Below are 17,243 nucleotides of genomic sequence, written 5' to 3' on the forward strand. Positions count from 1 at the left end.
TTGACCATTATTTCTATAGTTTTGGGAGGATTGAATATGTCAGGTCGAGCCTTCGGCAGCCACCCCGTTGCAGTCATCGGAGCGGGACCCGTCGGCCTGGCTGCTGCGGCCCATCTCATCACCCGAGGGCTGCCCGTCAAAGTGTACGAAGCCGATCCTGGCATCGGCGCCAATCTGCGGGACTGGGGCCATGTCCGGCTGTTCACCCCCTGGCGCTATTGCGTCGATCCGGTCGCGGCCGAGCTTCTGGAACGTCAGGGGTGGCGCCTGCCGGATGGCGACGCCTTTCCAACGGGAGCCGAGATCGTCTCGCACTACCTCAATCCGCTCGCCGCGACGCCGGAGCTTTCTGAGGCGATTGAGACCCGCGCTCAGGTCCTCGCCATTTCCCGTCTCGGCCTCGACAAGGTCGTCAGCCGCGGACGCGATGCAAGGCCCTTCGTCCTGTCGATCAAGACACCGGCAGGACCCCGCCGCGACCTCGCCCGCGCCGTCATCGACGCCTCCGGCACCTGGAGCAATCCGAACCCGCTGGGGGCCAGCGGTTTGCCCGCTGACGGCGAGGCTGAGTTTGCGGGGCACATCGCCTATGGCATTCCCGATATCCTGGGGCAGCAGCGGAGCCTCTATGCCGGCCGTACGACCCTGGTGGTCGGTGCCGGCCACTCGGCAGCCAACTCCCTGCTCGATCTCGCGCATTTGGCATTGACGGCCCCCGGCACCGCTGCGATGTGGGCAACCCGCAGTACAAATCTCATCCGCATCTATGGAGGCGGCGACGCAGATCAACTTCCCGCCCGCGGTGAACTGGGGAGCGACACGAGGGACCTGGTCGAAAGCGGGCGCGTCCCGCTCGTGTCCGGCTTCGCGATCCTTGCTCTGCGCGAGCAAGACGGCAGGATCATCGTCGACGGCGAAACGAGCCAAGGTGCGCGGACGGTGGGACCGGTTGACCGGATCATCGTGGCGACAGGTCAGCGCCCTGATCTCTCCATGACGCGTGAATTGCGCCTCGACCTCGACCCTGCGCTCGAATGCACAAAAGCCTTGGGCCCGCTCATCGATCCGAACGAACATTCATGTGGCTCGGTGCCCCCGCACGGACACCGCGAGCTCGCGCATCCCGAGCCGGGTTACTACACGGTGGGGATCAAGAGCTATGGTCGTGCACCGACATTCCTCCTGTTGACCGGATATGAACAGGTTCGCTCAGTAGCAGCGGCGCTCGCCGGTGACATGGCGGCGGCTGACGATGTTCAGCTCACGCTTCCCGAGACGGGCGTCTGCACCACGATCATCCCCGCAGATGATCGGGGGACTGCCGCCTGCTGCGGTAGTCCGGAGGTCAAGGAAGAGTCGTGCTGTGCGGCTGAGGACAAGGCCATAGCCTCCGGAAAAACCGGCTTCGATCTGCACCGGTCCTCCGTTGCGACACGGGGACGGCAGGAAAGCGCTTGCTGTGCTGCCGCCATCGAGCTTCCCGTCGAGCCGGCGGAATGATCCATCGCGTCAGATCCATCTACCTGTCGCAATCCATCGTCGTCTGGATGCTCGGCGTCACGCAGATCATCGGCTACGGCACGATCTATTACAGCTTCGCAATTCTGGCCGGCGATATCGCAGCCGACTTTCATTGGCCGATCTCATGGGTTTATGGAGCCTTTTCCATCGCGCTGCTGTGCGGCGGCCTGATCGCGCCCATCGTCGGAAAATATGTCGACAGCCACGGCGCTCCGCTTGTGATGGCGGTCGGCTCCGTCACTTCCGCGGTTGCGCTGGCCGGTACTGCATTGGCCATGGGGCCGGTGAGCTTCGTATTGTGTCTCATCGCCCTCCAGGCGTCCGCCAGCTTGGTGCTTTATGACGCGGCATTCGCCTCAATCGTGCAAATGGCGGGCACCGGTGCTCGTCGGCGCATAACGCATCTCACCCTCATCGCCGGCTTTGCCTCGACCTTGTTCTGGCCCTTCACGAGCTGGCTCCATGGAGTCGTGGATTGGCGCAGCACGCTTCTGTTGTTCGCGGCTGCAAACTTCCTGATCTGCCTCCCTCTCCATATGCTGCTTACGGTCGCACGGACGGATCGATCGGAGACTGAGGAGACTTCTTCTGCTGAGCTCCCGGACGGCCCGCTCCTGCCCGAAGCCTCCCATCGGCAGGCTCTCATTTTGATCACTTTGGGCTTTGCGCTTGCCGGCTTTCTCCTGTCGGCAATCCTCGCGCAGATGGTCCCCATGCTGCAAGCCTTGGGGCTCGGCACCTCGGCTTTGCTGGTCTCAACCCTGTTCGGCCCGTCACAGGTGCTGGTTCGCTTCGTCAGCATGGTCTTCGGTGTTCGACGCCACCCGCTGTCCATCACGATCTTGGCGGTTGCGGTCCTGCCGCTGGCAGTCGCCATTCTCTTGGGGACCTCGCCCCTGATCGGGGGAGCCGTGATTTTTGCCGTTCTCCTGGGATTCGGCTCAGGCCTCAAAAGTATCGTGCAAGGAACCCTGCCGCTCGCGCTCTTCGGAAGCGCATCCTATGGCGCCCGGCTCGGCACAATGGCACTTGTCCGGCAGTTCCTTGCTGCCATCGCACCCTTTTCGTTCGCTCTCGTCAGCGAGGAAATGGGGACGGGTTCGGCCCTCATCTTCCTCATGATCTTCGCTGCACTGGGCTTGGCCGCATTCATCGAAGTCGCTCGACTTCGCAGGAGAACGATCGCCGTCGCGCTCAGCTCGCCGGCTCTATAAGCCGACGATCAGTCCACTTGACGATCGTTTATGCCAGACACGTGGCCTCAGGCCAGGACGTCTTGGACCTGCACGCGTCCACCGGCCGGAACCGCCATGCCGGGCTTCTTGACAAGCGTGCCAGCGCCAGGCTCCGTCTTGGCAAAGCGCAGCATCGTGAACAGGCCGAAGGGCTGCAGCGGGCGCTCGGCCACCAGACGCAAATCATCACAAACAAGGATGGTATCGACCGGAAACTCGGGACGCCAACCCAGGGCTTCGGCGAAACGTGCCATGCCGCGCTCGACATTGCCCCTTATGCCATGGTCCTGGCTGAAATGATTGACGATGATCACCTCGCCGCCGGGTCGACAAACGCGGGACAGCTCCCGCATCACCTTCTCCGGATTGGGCACCACCGTCATGACATACATGGCGACGACCACGTCGAAGGTGCCACTCTCAAATTCCAGGTTGGAGGCGTCCATCTCATGGAGCCCCTCAACATTGCCGAGCCCTAGATCCTGGACACGGGAATGCGCCTTGGCGAGCATCTCCGGCGACAAGTCAATGCCCGTGACCTTGAGATCACGCTTGTAGCGAGGCAATGAAATTCCCGTGCCGACTCCGACCTCAAGAACGCGACCTCCTCTACGGTTGATGGCGTCGACAGTCCGGGTCCGGCCGTAATCGGCAATGACTCCGAACGTTAAGTCGTAGACGGGCGCCCAGCGCGCATAGGCGCGACGAACGGCATCCTCCTTCATGTCAACGAGCTTGTTCGTGACCAAAGGTTGCTCCTTCTTTGTCCCACCCATGCGGACGTTCCACCTCACATTGACGCCGCATTGCTGCGCACGCCCGCCGTCTCCTCGGAAGACCGATGCATCGAAAACGCCCCAGAGGTCGCGTCGATCCACCCACCACCGAGAATTCTCTTACCCGAAGATGCGGCTTCGTAGAATACACAAGCCTGACCCGGGGAAACTCCGAATTCATCCTCGGCCAACAAAATCTCCGGTCGATCGCAGCTTCCGGCCAATCTCGCGGACACGGGAGGGCGCGTCGAACGCACTCGTACGTGCAAAGGCCGAGCCTCCGCCACCGCGTCTTCGAACGATTCGTCGCCTAACCAGTTCACGTCTCGCAACACCAATCGATTGCAGGCCAGCGCTTCTCTCGGCCCCACCACAACTGTCCTCGTCGTGGGCTCCATGCTTAGAACATAGAGGGGCTCAGGGCTAGAGATGTTCAGACCCCGTCTTTGTCCGATCGTATAGTTTACGATGCCATCATGGCGGCCAAGCACGCGGCCGTCCGTGTGAACAATGTCGCCGGACGCCAGTGCCTGTGGCCGCAGACGTTCGATCAACGAGACATAACGACCGTCCGGCACGAAGCAGATATCCTGGCTGTCGGGCTTTTCGGCGACGACGAGGCCGAAATAATCAGCCAACGCACGGACACGAGGTTTCGTGAGGCCCCCTAACGGAAACCGAAGGAAATCCAGCTGCTCCTGAAGGGTCGTAAACAGGAAATAACTCTGGTCGCGGTCCGGATCAGCCGCCGTGAGCAGATCGCGATGCCCTGAAGCATCGGCGCGAGCAGCACTGGAGATGTAATGGCCCGTGGCCAGGGCCGAGGCACCAAGATCCTTGGCGAACTGCAGAAGATCACCGAACTTGACCTGCTGGTTACACCGAATACAGGGAACCGGCGTCTCACCCGCCAGATAGCTGTCGGCGAACTCCTCCATGACGCTGCCACGGAAGCGCGCCTCGTAGTCGAGCACGTAATGCGGAATGTCCAAACGACTGGCAACAGTCCGAGCATCATGGATATCGCGGCCGGCGCAGCAGGTCTTGCTCCGGCCGAGGGCTGCCCCGTGATCATAAAGCTGAAGAGTGATCCCGATCACATCGAAGCCAGCGCGCTTGGCAAGCGCAGCCACAACCGAGCTGTCCACGCCGCCGGACATCGCCACCACCACCCGCTTAGAGGGCGGATCAGCAAGGTCGAAGGCCGCGGTGCCTAGTGCCAGGACGCGATCAATATCCATGAGAGTGGACGCCATCCCGTCCTTAAACCTTCGAAACATACCCAAAAAACGGCGCTCAGCCACCGCGTTATATGGCGTGTGTTAACCGCAGGGCAACCTTTATCATGTCCCGCGGAATGGGCGACGGGGACTCGCACCGCCATGACGAAGCAAGCATAAGTTGGGGATTTGTTAACAAACAAAGTCATCTCCCCCCACCACGACAGTCCAATGGACCCTGTTATGGATTTGTTTGCTTGTCTTTAGCCATTTCTTAAATGGGACAATCTAGGGTCTGTCTATAGCAAGCAGGCAGTCAGCTGATGTTTAGCGGATTTTTGCCTGTGATGCGGTAGTGCGAGTACGGATACTAATAATGGTAAGTCATATGCGTTCACGGGTCTCATATGTCATCGGACCCGACGGTAGTCCGCTCACGGTTGCCGACCTCCCGCCGCCGAATACTCGGCGTTGGGTGATCCGCCGAAAAGCGGAAGTCGTCGCCGCCGTTCGCGGCGGTCTGCTCAGCATCGAGGATGCCTGCAGCCGATATCGGCTTACCGTCGAGGAGTTCCTGAGCTGGCAGCGATCCATCGATCGTCATGGCCTACCAGGGCTTCGCGCGACACGCGTCCAGCACTACCGCGCCTGATCAACCCGTCTCCCAGCCAGCCTCCGATGGCGCCTACACCAATTCGATTCCGTTGCTTCGGGTCCCGTTCGCCTTCGGTGCCTCTGGTCCCGTTTCGTTTTCGGTGTTAATCGGAGCTCATGAGAGCTGGGCGTTCCTCAATCCCTTCCGTGTTCGGCGCTGGTGATCCCAAGCGGCTGCAGGCCGAGCTTCAGCACGCGATATCGTTTCTGAGGGTCGGACAAGCCGACAAAGCGCTGGCCGTGACCACACGTCTCGTGAGGACGGCTCCGAAAATTGCCGACATCCAGTTCGTCCATGGGTCCGCCCTGGATGAACTCAAGCGCGGCGAAGAGGCAATCGTCGCCTATCAGACCGCCGTTCGTCTTAATCCCAATCTTGCCCCTGCCTGGCTCAATCTCACCCTCGCACTCACTGAGTGCGGCAAGGAGCGCGCCGACGCGGCAGTCAAGTCGGGGTTGGCGGCGAGCCAATTGGCTCCCGGCCTGTGGAATACGCATTACGCGCTTGCCCGCGCCCATATGCTGAAGCAGCAGCACGCGAAGGCTGCACGCGCCCTCACCCGCGCCATCGAGATCAATCCCCGAGCAGCCGAACTGTTCTTCATCCGCGGCCGCGCCTTGACCGAGACCTCCCAGTTTCACGAGGCCATCGAAGACTACCGGAAGGCACAGACGCTCGGCTACCGGGATGCCAACCTCTTTCTGCAGTTGAGCAGTCTACTCCAGATCACGGGGGACTTCGATGCTGCCCGAGCCGTGCTGGCCGAGGGTCGACGCCACCATCCAAACGATCGCGACCTCGCCATCAACCAGGATCTGGTGAATGGCAGCGACGATGTCGGCAAATCCGTGACGCTGATCGAGGATGCCGTGAAGACAGCCTCGATTGCAGACCTACAGAAGTCGAGCCTGCATTTTGCGGCCGCGGGCCTGCTTGCGCAGACCTCCGAGGACGAGCGCATGTTCACCCATCTGCTGGAAGCCAATCGTCTCAGGCGGCCGTATGAAACCTATGATCGGGCCATCTCCGCCGAGAGGCTCGACCTTGTGCGGAAGACATTCACTCGCGACCTGTTCGTCGAGCGACAGGCGTTCGGCGACCCGGACAGGCGGATGATCTTCATCGTCGGAATGCCGCGATCGGGCACCACTTTGACCGAACAGATCCTGGCGAGCCATCCCTCCGTGGCCGCTGCAGGCGAGTCGGGGGCTTTCAACCATCTCCGCGTTGGCCCCGCACGGATCGCCGTCACACCAGAGACAATGCCGGAAGTTTTATCTCTCATGGGCGCCGAGGAGACGCGTCAACTCGCCCGCACCTTTATCGATTTTCTTCCGGCAGAGGCTCGCAGCCGCTCGCGGACGACGGAAAAGACACCGATCTATTTCAAGTATCTGGGACTTCTCGCCCTGCTGTTCCCACAGGCACGCTTCATCCATTGCCGACGAGATCCGGTCGACACCTGCCTTTCCTGCTTCCAACAGAATTTTGCGCTGAACAATGTCACCTTCAGCTTCGATCTCGAAGATCTGGCCCACGAATATCGCATCTATCGCGGCTATATGGATCATTGGAATGACGTGCTGCCAGTGCCGCTGTTCGAGCTTCACTATGAGCGGCTGATCGCCGAACCGGAACGCTGGACACGGGAGCTTCTCACCTTCGTTGATCTCCCGTGGGACGATGCCTGCCTCGCGTTCCACGAGACCAAGCGGACGGTGGCGACGGCAAGCCTTCGACAGGTGCGACAACCCATCTACACATCGTCCGTCGCCAAGTGGAAGCGCTATGAGCGGTATCTCTCGCCGCTTCTCAAAGGGCTCGGCCCGCTGGTTTCAGAGCCTCCACAGACTTAGAAACCCTTCCAAGGTGAAGTTTGGCAAGCCTTGACCAGAAGCTCAGACGCGGGGAACCAGCACCTGCGAACAGGCGATCGATCCGCGGGCCCCGGCACTCCCGAACCGATCCGCGGACCTATCCCACCGGGAGGCTCAACCGATCACCCTGACAACGTCCACACTGCCGCGGACAGGGGCCCCGCCTCCATTGCGAGCGGCCAACGACGCCTCGGAATGGCGGCCTCGATCTCAGCGGCGCAGCTCCATTCGGCGGCCATCTTCGCGCTCCATGACCTGACGTCGCATGTCAGTGTCCTTCTCGACCATCAGTTCGAGTTTGCGGAGTTCTCCGAGCTCGGTGTCGAAATGCGCCCGGGCCTCCTCCAGCTGTCCCTTGAGTTCCTCAATGGACTTGGTCAGGTTCTCCCGACGCGCTACAGCGGCGCGAGCGGCGCTTGGATAGCTGAAATGATTTGGGTCGGTGACACCGGTGCGTTCTTCTTCGGCCCGGATCTGCACCGACAGCTCGCCCTGCTTGCGATTGAAGTCGGCGATCATCGACTCCAGGTCTGCCGCCTGCATCCGCTTTTCTTCGACCCTGAACCTTTGCAGTCGTACAATACTTTCCCGTGAACGCATCTCATACCCCGCCACATACCTGTTGGTGTGGACGATGCCGCCAGCCCCCGACGGCTCCACATCACTGTTGAAACTTCACGTCTCCCCACCTCGACTCTTCAACAGGATTCACGAATCGCGTATGCAAAAGAGTCAGGTCGATTTCGATCTTGATCCAGCAGCGCTTAAAGCTCGGTAAATCGATGACAGATGAGGTGATCGGCGCATCGGCAACCTCGTAATTCGACTTCATGCGAAATGGCCAGTTTCTCGGAGAGCGTGATGTATTTGCGGAATTTTTTTGGTCCCGCCCGTTCAATTCCGCCTTCGATAGATTTTGTTAACCACTTACCGCGTAACTTAACCATCGGCGTTAACCGGAAGGTCAGAAACGCTTCGGGATGAACCCGTCCCGGGGTGGCGACCCGTCTCGGGCCAGGTTGAGAGGGGAATCGGATGAGAGTCCTTCTGATCGAGGACGATACTGCAACGGCGCAGAGCATCGAGCTTATGTTGAAGTCGGAAGGCTTCAACGTCTATACGACCGATCTCGGCGAAGAAGGTGTCGATCTCGGCAAATTATACGATTACGACATTATCCTGCTGGATTTAAATCTGCCGGATATGAGCGGCTACGAAGTGCTTAAGTCACTGCGGGTCAGCCGGGTCAATACGCCCATCCTCATCCTGTCTGGCCTTGCCGGCATCGAGGATAAGGTGAAGGGACTCGGCGTCGGTGCTGACGACTATATGACCAAACCGTTCCACAAGGACGAGCTGGTCGCACGCATCCATGCGGTCGTGCGGCGGTCTAAAGGTCACGCCCAGTCGGTCATCCAAACTGGCGATCTTCGGGTCAATCTCGACACGAAGACGGTGGAGGTGAATGGACAGCGTGTCCATCTGACCGGCAAGGAGTACCAGATGCTGGAGCTCCTGAGCCTCAGGAAGGGCACGACGCTCACCAAGGAGATGTTCCTGAATCATCTCTATGGCGGCATGGACGAGCCCGAGCTCAAAATCATCGACGTCTTCGTCTGCAAGCTGCGCAAGAAACTGGCGACGGCCACAGGCGGACGGCATCACATCGAGACGGTGTGGGGTCGCGGGTATGTTTTACGTGATCCCATTCATGAAGATCACGAGATGCGGGCCTCAGCCTGATCGCATCTCGCGGTCTACCCCTGATAAAAAACGGCCCGGCACAGTCCGGGCCGTAGCTTTCTCAGTCCTCGCTCTCACTGAGGTCTTCAGCGGCAGCGGGAGGAGCTGCCATCGCGCTGGCGACCGCTGTGTTTCCGTCCATGGCAAGCTTGACGACATAGCCAAGGTCTTCGGCGATGCGGACGGTGTAATAGGTTTGCACGTGCCGCGGATCCAGATCCTCGGCGAGCAATTCACCATCAATGATCCGAGCCGTCTTCTCAGGGATCTTCGCCCCCTCCCCCGTCGCGGTCACGCTGAATTCGCCATTCTTCAGAAGAACAGCGACCTGGCCCCCTCGGGGAATCGTGGAGACAGCGATCAGTAACAGATTCAGGAGAAGCTTGACCTCGGCCTTGGGCCTCGTCTCGATTGGGGCATCCCAGCTCAGCTTGACCTTCTCATCACCGATGAACCCTCGTGCAATCTGCTCGGCCTCCGTCAGGTCAAGATAGGCACCCGCCGACCCGGAGGCGCCGAAAGCCATTCGACAGAACTGCAGCTTCGCGCTGGCCGTCCGCGCCGAGCGGCGGATCAAGTCCAGGGCAATCTCCTTCATCGCCTCGTCGTCCTCGTCGTCGAGAACCTCCAGGCCGTTTGTAATCGCCCCTACGGGCGAAATAACATCATGACACACTCTGCTGCACAGGAGAGCGGCTAGATCCAGATCACTCAGCAATGTCGTCCGGCTCATGAAAATCCCATCTCCTGACATCGGGAATCGACGGCATAGCAGCCTTTTCCTCTGTACACTCGGGGTCTTCGGATGCCAAGCGTGCCACCCCAACCGAGATTCTCCTTGACCCCCTCACCTCAGCGGCAAGAAATGCGATACTCAGACGCCAAGGATCAGACCATGCCGCCTCTGAAGGCCCCTCCATACCTCGCTCAGTCGGAAATCTTCCAGAGTTTCACGCCGCTGGCCTTCGAGGCCGGTCGGGCGATCATGGGGGTCTATGACCGGGGCCCTTCGGTCACGTTGAAGGCCGACGCGTCTCCCGTCACTGAAGCGGACGGGCTTGCCGAGGCCCTGATTCTCGAGGGGCTCGGCCGCTGCCTGCCCAATATCGCCGTGGTTGCCGAAGAGGCGTGCTCGTCTGGATATTTTCCGCCCACGGGGGAGCGGTTCATCCTCGTCGATCCGCTGGACGGTACCAAAGAATTCATCAGCCGCAACGGTGAGTTCACGGTGAATATCGCGCTCATCGAGGACCAGGTTCCTATCGCAGGGGTCATCTTTGCTCCGGCCATCAACCGGTTCTGCTATGGCGAACGAGGCCTTGGGGCGTGGCATTGCAAAACTGACGCCGACAGTACGGACGTCGTTGAACTCTTACCGATGCACACACGGCCCCAGCCGGATGGAGGCCTTGTTGTCGTCGCCAGCCGCAGCCATCGTGATGCGCCCACGGATGCGTATCTCGAAACCATAGCGGTCGACACCGTGGTGTCCGCCGGCTCATCCCTCAAATTCTGCCTCATCGCCGCAGGTGAAGCGGATATCTATCCGCGGTTCGGCCGCACCATGGAATGGGACGTGGCAGCGGGTCACGCGATTCTCAACGCAGCCGGCGGCAGCATGGTCGCCATCGACGGCTCGCCCTTTCTTTACGGCAAACGAGAGCGAAACTTTGATAATCCCGGCTTCATCGCCCGCGGGTGGAGAGAGTGAGAACAGCCTTTCCAAGGCGTTAACGGTTTGGAAGGCCCCCGGCTGTAAATTATTGTCAGTGCGCGTCCCCGGCTGCTGTTCCGACGCCGATTCGTGACGATTCCAGCGTCGGATTCAGGTTTAGCCATGGGGATGACAAGCACTCGGCGGAAGCAGGCGGGGCACCGACCGTTAAAGGGCGTCAACGGAAGAGCTCGAAAGAGCATGACAGGAGCGTGGTGAGGAGGCTCGTTGCCTCCGGGGATGCCGCCAATGCGGCGGCGCAACGCCCGAGTGGAAGAATGCTATGACGAAGTCGCTAATGAAGTCTGTCCGAGCCAATAGCCTAGCCATCATTGGTGGGATCGCTGTCGGTATTGGCGCTGCCGCTCTCAGCCCAGCCCCTGCCATATCCCAGACAACGGGTGCCATTCATCAGAACCCGGCGGGCGAGAACTATACCTCCCAAGAAATCGTCGCCGCGGGGCATGGCTTCTTCGGAACGACAACCGCGGGATTTGCGGAAGCCATCGAGCGGACCTTTTCCGACGCCGGTCAGCCAAACGCTTACATCGTCGGCCAGGAAGGTGCCGGCGCTTTCTTCGGCGGCCTCCGCTACGGTGAAGGCACCATGTATCTGAAGAATGGCGGCAGCTACAAAGTCTACTGGCAGGGCCCCTCGATCGGCTTCGACTTCGGTGGCAATGGATCGCGGGTCATGACCCTCGTGTATAATCTCAGTTCCCCGAACCAGATCTTCGAGCGCTTCATCGGTGTTGAAGGCTCGGCCTATATCGTCGGTGGGTTCGGGGTAAACTACCAACAGAACAACCAGCTGAAACTTGCCCCTATCCGGACCGGAGTCGGGGCCCGGCTGGGGGCCAATGTCGGCTATCTGAAATACACCCCTGAGGCGACTTGGAATCCCTTTTAAGTTTCGCTACCCGCACGTTCCGTCCTACAGGCTTCAGGCTGAGACTTGCCTAGCAATGTTGACAGGTTTAATTGCTGGTATCATGACTTGCGGCAAGCTACGCAATTATAGGTTTATTCAATCGACCGTTGCGCGGATTGCTCTACCTTCGAGAAAGAGAGCGTAGGGTCGAATGGTCTATCTCGAGACGATCATGTTGATCGCTCTAGGCTTTGTCCTGGCAAGCCTGTTCGCTCTCTTTCTACTGCGAATCGTCTGGCATCACGGCGAGCGGACGGGGCGCCGTCGCGTGCAGTCCCAATTCCCCACGACCAGCGAGGAATTGCGCGCGGACAGGGCTCGGCTGCGGGCAGAACTGGCGATGCTGGTTCGCAAAACCGAGCTCAGGATCGAAGATTTCAAACTCCAGCTGATCGAACGCGACCGCGAGATCGCCCTCACGCGGGCCAGGATGGAGGAGATCGGGCAGGAGCTGTCACAACGCGACGATCAGCTCGGGAAGCTGCGCGGAGGACGGCTGCCGCTCGAAGAGGAACTGGCCGAGCGCAGCTCTGCCCTGCAAAGCCTGCAAAGGACGGCCCGGGATTATCTCGATCAGATCCAACGCCTGACGCGGGAGGTCGAGGCGGCCCACGCCACGATCAAAGACCGCGAAAGGTTGATCTCCGACCTGAAGCGTGGATCGCCGCGTCGGAACGATGCCCCCGCTGCCCGGGGACATGCCCCGGAAATCCCCAACGCGCTGCTCGCGACAGAGGAGCACCTCCGCGAGAAAATTGCGACGATCGACGCCTTGACCCGAGACCTGTCCACTCGACGCGCGGATGCGCAGGCACTACCGATCCAAAACCCGGACGCGGGACAGGCTCACACCGAGGCCGAAAGGCGCCGTCTCGCCGGCACCCTCGATGAAGCCGAGCGCATGTCGCGGCATCTGATCCGAGGTTACGGGGAACTCCGGTCCCAAGTCGAGCAGGCTCCCCCTCCTGAAAATACCCCGCCCGTAAGCCCTGAAGAGCAACGGAGTGAAACCGAGGCCGAGCCAAATGCGGAAGACGTCGTCGCGGGCTGGGCCAAGTCTCCTCCAGAGGAAGCAGCCGATCCGGCCAGCGACAGTCGGGACACCGCGGATCCGGGGGATGAAGTCGATGCCGCCGTTCAGCCGGGCCAAAGGTCTACGCTGACCCGATTGAAGGCCAAGTCTCGTAAGCGACGCACCCCCAAGCGGGACGACGAAGACGCATCGCCTGATTCAGCCGAGCCGGCGCAATAGACCGCCTTGCCGGCGTCCAGTTGCCAAGCAACTTTTCGAATGGCCGCACGTTACCCGTCACCGCGGGAGTGATCATCAGTGGCAAAATCAGCGCCTTCCAAGAACAGCCTGGCGACAGGAATCCACGCCGCCGTGGAGCTTCCGGCTGTTTTCGTCGACAAATACAACATCGAAACCAAGGATGACGGCGAGTTCATTGGGGACCGTGTCAGCGGACGGGCGTTCCGCAGGCTTCTGGATGAAAGAAGAAAGGCTCTCGCCAAGCACGGTCCAGATCCTCTCGGGGAGCAGTCCAGTGCCGAGGTCAGCAAAAAGAAACTCGATAAGATCCTCCTCGACGGTGATCCCAAGGCGGCAAGCGTCATCATCGGGGTTGTTGCAGATTTTGGAGAAACATTGGCCGACGTCATTCGACGTTTCCGCAAGACCAAAGACTGGAACGACGTGTCGTCCATCACGGTGGGAGGCGGCCTTCGTCAGAGCCGCATCGGCGAACTGATCATCGGCCGCGCAGCCACGATCCTGCAGAGCGACGGGGTTGATATCGATATGTTCCCCATCCAGCATCATCCCGACCAGGCTGGCCTGATTGGTGCGGTCCAGCTCACCCCACCCTGGATGCTGTCGGGGTTTGACGAAATCCTTGCGGTAGACGTGGGCGGATCAAACATCCGCGCCGGGATCATCGCGCTGAATGGGAAAAAGGCCCCTGATTTTTCTGCAGCGGAGGTCACCGAGTTCGAGCACTGGCGACACGCAGAGGACGATCCAAACAGACAGGAAGCGATCGATCGACTCGTTGATATGCTGAAAAACCTGATCCGGAAATCGAAGCGGGCCAAGCGCAAGCTCGCCCCGATGATCGGGGTCGGATGTCCCGGAGCCATCACTCCAGACGGTCAGATCCAAAAAGGAGGGCAAAACCTCCCTGGCAACTGGGAGAGCTCCCGGTTCAATCTTCCCGACATCATAGAAGAGAAGATTCCGACCATCGGCGAGCATGAGACCTTTGTGGTCATGCACAATGACGCGGTGGTGCAGGGCCTCAGTCAAGTCCCGTTCATGCGAGACCATCGGCATTGGGCCGTGCTCACCATGGGAACCGGCCTCGGCAATGCCGTCTTCACGAACAAGGATGTCGAGAAGACAAAGTAGTTTCGATCCAGCCGTTCTTTTGCTCGCAGTGGAACGCGAGCCGCGCCAGTCGGTTAGGATCCGCGGCTCGCCAAATTTCCTACTGCTGAGGCAGGGATCAGAGCCCAGCGCCCAGGCGGCGGCCGATTTCCCGCTCGGCATTGTCGGTCATCGTCCCGCCGTTGAGCTGCAGCATGCGTGCGATTTCGGCATCAGCTTGCCGCTGCCGCGCAACGATGATCCCGTCGATCAGGCGACGGAAGAAGCCCGCGCCGCTGGAGCGGGGTTTGTCGGCTTGGAGGGGCAGATCTGTGTAAGTTGCGGTCTTCACTGTTCTCGTCCTCATGTGGGTTGGCATTAAGCCGCCACAGGCGTTCCATTTATCGTTGGTTCCAATATAATAATAATGTTGCGATGCAATAGACCTTAGAGCGCAATGGTGCCATGCACCAAGAACATGTCACTGTAGAAAAGTCGTTAAATTTCATCGTTTTGCATAGTTTTTCAGCGAAGTTGACGGGAGACCGCTCAGGTTTAAGGCACTCCGCTCTGATGCGGTGCACAAGTCGCATTCACATCGTTTCCAGCCGTAGCGCGCGTGCATCACTTTTCCACATGACAGAGAGCGGATTCCGTCGGAACATTCGGAGCATCTGACGAGTTTCTTGGCCAGGAGAGGAAAGGACGCTTCATGGTCGACAAAGAATCGAAGATCCGAAAGCGGGCTTACGAGCTGTGGGAGGCGGAGGGTCGACCCGACAATCGACATCATCATCATTGGGAACAGGCGACGCAGGAGCTGGAAAAGGGGCCCGTCGAGAAGGCCGGAAAAGGCTCGGCGAAGAAGGCTGATAAGCCGGTTCCTCAGGACGCTCCCGCCGCAAAGGGGAAATCCAAGGCAGAACCGACAAAGACGAGCTCCGGAAAAGCGACCGGTCGTCCTAAGGCGAAAACCAGAGGCGCAGCTTCAAAATAGCCAGGGAGGTCGGCGCTAAGGTGCCGCGCTCTTGGGCAGGGCTGCCAGAAGGGTCTGATTCCGGCCCGAGCGCTTCGCATCGTAAAGTGCGCGATCAGCCTCCAGGAGCATGGCCTCGACGTCCAAACTCCCCTCACGGGCCGCCGCGACGCCTATGCTTACGGTTGCATTGACGACGTGATCACCGACCCGCCTCGCCTTCAGCTGGAAGGCCATCCGCAGCCTCTCGGCGACGATCATGGCGTCTTTCGCCGTCGCTGATCGGAGCAGACAGACGAATTCCTCGCCCCCGAATCTGAAGACAAGGTCGTCCCGGCGGAGAACTTCCTCAGCGGTTTGAGCAGCCATCGTGATCACTCGATCACCGACCCCGTGACCGAAGAGATCATTGATCTGCTTGAAATGATCCAGGTCTACGAGCAACAGCGCCCAGGACGCCCGCTCGTCTTCGGGTGAGGTCTTCAAGGCTGCAACGTAACTGGTGAAACCCCGTCGGTTCTGCACACCCGTGAGGGGATCCATGAGCGCCATATGGTAATTCTGGAGTGAGGTTCGCTCGCGCGTTAATGCGATCATGAAAGCGCAGACGAGGAGGGCTTGACCGACCGCCAGAATGTTGAATCCCACCACCGTCCAGGGCTCAGCCGGCGCTGCACCGTAGGGAGCCGGAATCAGATCGGCCAGGGGAATCCGGATGAAGGCGAAGCAGGCAAATACGGCAAAGATCCAGAACAACATGGACCGAGACGGGAGATCCTCTTCCCGGCTGCGCCAGAACTCCCATGCCGCTAGCCCGTTAAACAGGCAGACCAGGCTCGCTCGGGTCCCCGCACCGAGATTGTAGAGTTCATAGGGAGAAAAGACGAGAGCGGACAATCCCACCCATAAGGTGACCGGCAGTATGATGTAGACAACGCGTGGACTGCGCCCATACACGGCACGCACCGCCTGCCATGCAAAACCGTATGCCAGAAGGATTAAACCCGCCGCCATGCGGTAACCCCACAGGCCAGGAAAAATCGATGGTTTGAGGAGAAGAAAGCCCCCAGCGCAGCCCAGCAAGAACGGAAGCGTGAACCAAAGAAACTTCGCTGGATATCCCTCACGAACCCAAAAGATCAGAAGCAGGACAGCAATCATCCCGAAGATCGAGGCGCTGTAGCCGATTAGGGTCGAGACGTCGATGGACACGCGTTTTTCTGTTGCCTTCTGCAATCGTTAACAGTTTTGGTGCATGCGCCAGAAACTGAATTTTATGCGGTCGATCGTGAATGAATGCTGCAGAGTAAAATTGCAAGGGGAATCAAGACTTCAGGTGTGGAGGGAACAAACACAATCTGAGGTGTGTTCATCTTGGCGAGAGCCATCAACACTATGATGTTGAGGAGGCTTGAAGCTTGCCCCCTCCTCAGGTCTCCTCGCGCATGAAAATCGCCAGCTTCAACGTCAATGGGATCAATGGTCGGTTGCCTGTCCTGATCCGCTGGCTGGAGGAGACGAAGGCCGATGTGGTGTGCCTTCAGGAGTTGAAGAGCGCCCATGAAAAATTTCCGCGACGCGAACTTGAAAGAGCCGGATACGGTGCGATCTGGCTCGGTCAAAAGAGTTGGAACGGGGTTGCTATCCTGGCGCGTGGCGTTACGCCATTGGAGACCGGCAGAGGGCTTGGAGGAGCCGATGATGACCTTCAGAGCCGATATATCGAGGGCATCGTCAACGGAATCCTCATCGGCTGTCTCTATGTCCCCAATGGCAATCCCGCCCCCGGCCCCAAATTCGATTACAAACTGCGCTGGCTGCATCGCTTGACCCATCACGCCAACGAACTGCTGAGCCTGGACGTGCCGGTGATCCTGGCTGGGGACTACAACATCATCCCTTCCGACATCGATGTCTACAAACCCGAACGGTGGCGGGATGACGCTCTCTTTCGGATGGAGGTACGGAAGGCGTTTCACTCGCTGCTGGACCAAGGCTGGATCGATGCCCTGCGGGACCTCCATCCCGGTGAGCGCATCTATACATTCTGGGACTATTTCAGAAATGCTTGGAGCCGTGACGCGGGCTTGCGCATCGACCACCTCCTGGTCAGTCCCCACCTCGCCGGCAACATTCTCGCCGCGGGCGTGGACCGACAGGTTCGAGGATGGGAAAAGGCGAGTGATCACGCACCCGTCTGGATCCAGCTCAGCGAAGCCGATTGAGTTAG

The 17,243-nt window shown here is 59.7% G+C and carries 17 protein-coding genes; 11 read left to right on the top strand and 6 right to left on the bottom strand.

From position 1 onward, the window contains the following. Nucleotides 1-36: 36 nt before the first annotated feature. Complete coding sequence (locus FKM97_RS10950; RefSeq protein WP_144292455.1) at nt 37-1,500, top strand: FAD-dependent oxidoreductase; 1,464 nt, start codon at nt 37-39, stop codon at nt 1,498-1,500. Continuing rightward, nucleotides 1,497-2,735, top strand: a complete 1,239-nt coding sequence (gene arsK, locus FKM97_RS10955; RefSeq protein WP_144292456.1) for an arsenite efflux MFS transporter ArsK — start codon at nt 1,497-1,499, stop codon at nt 2,733-2,735. Before FKM97_RS10950 ends, arsK begins: the two co-directional genes overlap by 4 nt. Nucleotides 2,736-2,782: 47 nt before the next feature. Here arsK and FKM97_RS10960 read toward each other — a convergent pair whose 3' ends face one another. Both FKM97_RS10960 and mnmA read right to left on the bottom strand, forming a co-directional pair. Beyond that, a complete protein-coding gene (locus FKM97_RS10960; protein WP_205014902.1) occupies nt 2,783-3,532 on the bottom strand; it encodes a class I SAM-dependent methyltransferase in 750 nt (249 codons plus the stop codon). Nucleotides 3,533-3,546: 14 nt separating this feature from the next. Then, nucleotides 3,547-4,773, bottom strand: coding sequence for a tRNA 2-thiouridine(34) synthase MnmA (gene mnmA, locus FKM97_RS10965; protein ID WP_144292457.1), 1,227 nt, complete (start codon nt 4,771-4,773; stop codon nt 3,547-3,549). Between the two features lie 355 nt (nt 4,774-5,128). Between mnmA and sciP the strand changes: the two genes are divergently transcribed. Further along, a complete protein-coding gene (gene sciP, locus FKM97_RS10970) occupies nt 5,129-5,404 on the top strand; it encodes a CtrA inhibitor SciP (RefSeq protein WP_144292458.1) in 276 nt (91 codons plus the stop codon). 119 nt (nt 5,405-5,523) lie between these two features. Next, complete coding sequence (locus FKM97_RS10975) at nt 5,524-7,263, top strand: tetratricopeptide repeat-containing sulfotransferase family protein (protein ID WP_144292459.1); 1,740 nt, start codon at nt 5,524-5,526, stop codon at nt 7,261-7,263. Nucleotides 7,264-7,494: 231 nt separating this feature from the next. Here FKM97_RS10975 and FKM97_RS10980 read toward each other — a convergent pair whose 3' ends face one another. Next, a complete protein-coding gene (locus FKM97_RS10980; protein ID WP_246105034.1) occupies nt 7,495-7,803 on the bottom strand; it encodes a flagellar export protein FliJ in 309 nt (102 codons plus the stop codon). Nucleotides 7,804-8,319: 516 nt separating this feature from the next. Here FKM97_RS10980 and ctrA point away from each other — a divergent pair. Beyond that, on the top strand, nt 8,320-9,027 hold the full coding sequence (gene ctrA, locus FKM97_RS10985; RefSeq protein WP_144292461.1) for a response regulator transcription factor CtrA: 708 nt from the start codon (nt 8,320-8,322) through the stop codon (nt 9,025-9,027). Between the two features lie 61 nt (nt 9,028-9,088). Here the strand turns inward: ctrA and chpT are convergent, their stop codons facing one another. Beyond that, complete coding sequence (gene chpT, locus FKM97_RS10990) at nt 9,089-9,760, bottom strand: histidine phosphotransferase ChpT (protein WP_144292462.1); 672 nt, start codon at nt 9,758-9,760, stop codon at nt 9,089-9,091. Nucleotides 9,761-9,922: 162 nt separating this feature from the next. Here chpT and cysQ point away from each other — a divergent pair, with 162 nt between their 5' ends. The 4 genes from cysQ (at nt 9,923) to FKM97_RS11010 (ending at nt 14,079) form a co-directional block, all read left to right on the top strand. After that, complete coding sequence (cysQ, locus tag FKM97_RS10995; protein ID WP_144292463.1) at nt 9,923-10,738, top strand: 3'(2'),5'-bisphosphate nucleotidase CysQ; 816 nt, start codon at nt 9,923-9,925, stop codon at nt 10,736-10,738. Between the two features lie 286 nt (nt 10,739-11,024). Continuing rightward, nucleotides 11,025-11,651 (top strand): DUF1134 domain-containing protein, encoded by a 627-nt coding sequence (locus tag FKM97_RS11000; RefSeq protein ID WP_246105035.1) that lies wholly within the window; start codon nt 11,025-11,027, stop codon nt 11,649-11,651. 172 nt (nt 11,652-11,823) lie between these two features. Continuing rightward, a complete protein-coding gene (locus FKM97_RS11005) occupies nt 11,824-12,924 on the top strand; it encodes a coiled-coil domain-containing protein (protein ID WP_144292464.1) in 1,101 nt (366 codons plus the stop codon). 78 nt (nt 12,925-13,002) lie between these two features. Then, entirely contained in the window at nt 13,003-14,079 is a 1,077-nt protein-coding gene (locus tag FKM97_RS11010) for an ROK family protein (protein ID WP_205014903.1), read from the top strand. Nucleotides 14,080-14,176: 97 nt separating this feature from the next. Here the strand turns inward: FKM97_RS11010 and FKM97_RS11015 are convergent, their stop codons facing one another. Next, nucleotides 14,177-14,389 carry a hypothetical protein gene (locus FKM97_RS11015; RefSeq protein ID WP_144292465.1) on the bottom strand — a complete coding sequence of 71 codons (213 nt, stop codon included), beginning with the start codon at nt 14,387-14,389 and terminating at the stop codon, nt 14,177-14,179. Nucleotides 14,390-14,749: 360 nt separating this feature from the next. On the opposite strand from FKM97_RS11015, the gene FKM97_RS11020 reads away from it, so the two are divergent. Next, nucleotides 14,750-15,034: a DUF2934 domain-containing protein gene (locus FKM97_RS11020; RefSeq protein WP_144292466.1), complete on the top strand. Its 285-nt coding sequence runs from the start codon at nt 14,750-14,752 to the stop codon at nt 15,032-15,034. A gap of 15 nt (nt 15,035-15,049) precedes the next feature. Here FKM97_RS11020 and FKM97_RS11025 read toward each other — a convergent pair whose 3' ends face one another. Next, a complete protein-coding gene (locus FKM97_RS11025; protein WP_144292467.1) occupies nt 15,050-16,225 on the bottom strand; it encodes a GGDEF domain-containing protein in 1,176 nt (391 codons plus the stop codon). Between the two features lie 233 nt (nt 16,226-16,458). Here FKM97_RS11025 and xth point away from each other — a divergent pair, with 233 nt between their 5' ends. Beyond that, nucleotides 16,459-17,238: an exodeoxyribonuclease III gene (gene xth, locus FKM97_RS11030; RefSeq protein ID WP_144292617.1), complete on the top strand. Its 780-nt coding sequence runs from the start codon at nt 16,459-16,461 to the stop codon at nt 17,236-17,238. Nucleotides 17,239-17,243: the final 5 nt, after the last annotated feature.

It is taken from the genome of Rhodoligotrophos appendicifer (genome assembly GCF_007474605.1).
GTDB lineage: Bacteria > Pseudomonadota > Alphaproteobacteria > Rhizobiales > Im1 > Rhodoligotrophos > Rhodoligotrophos appendicifer.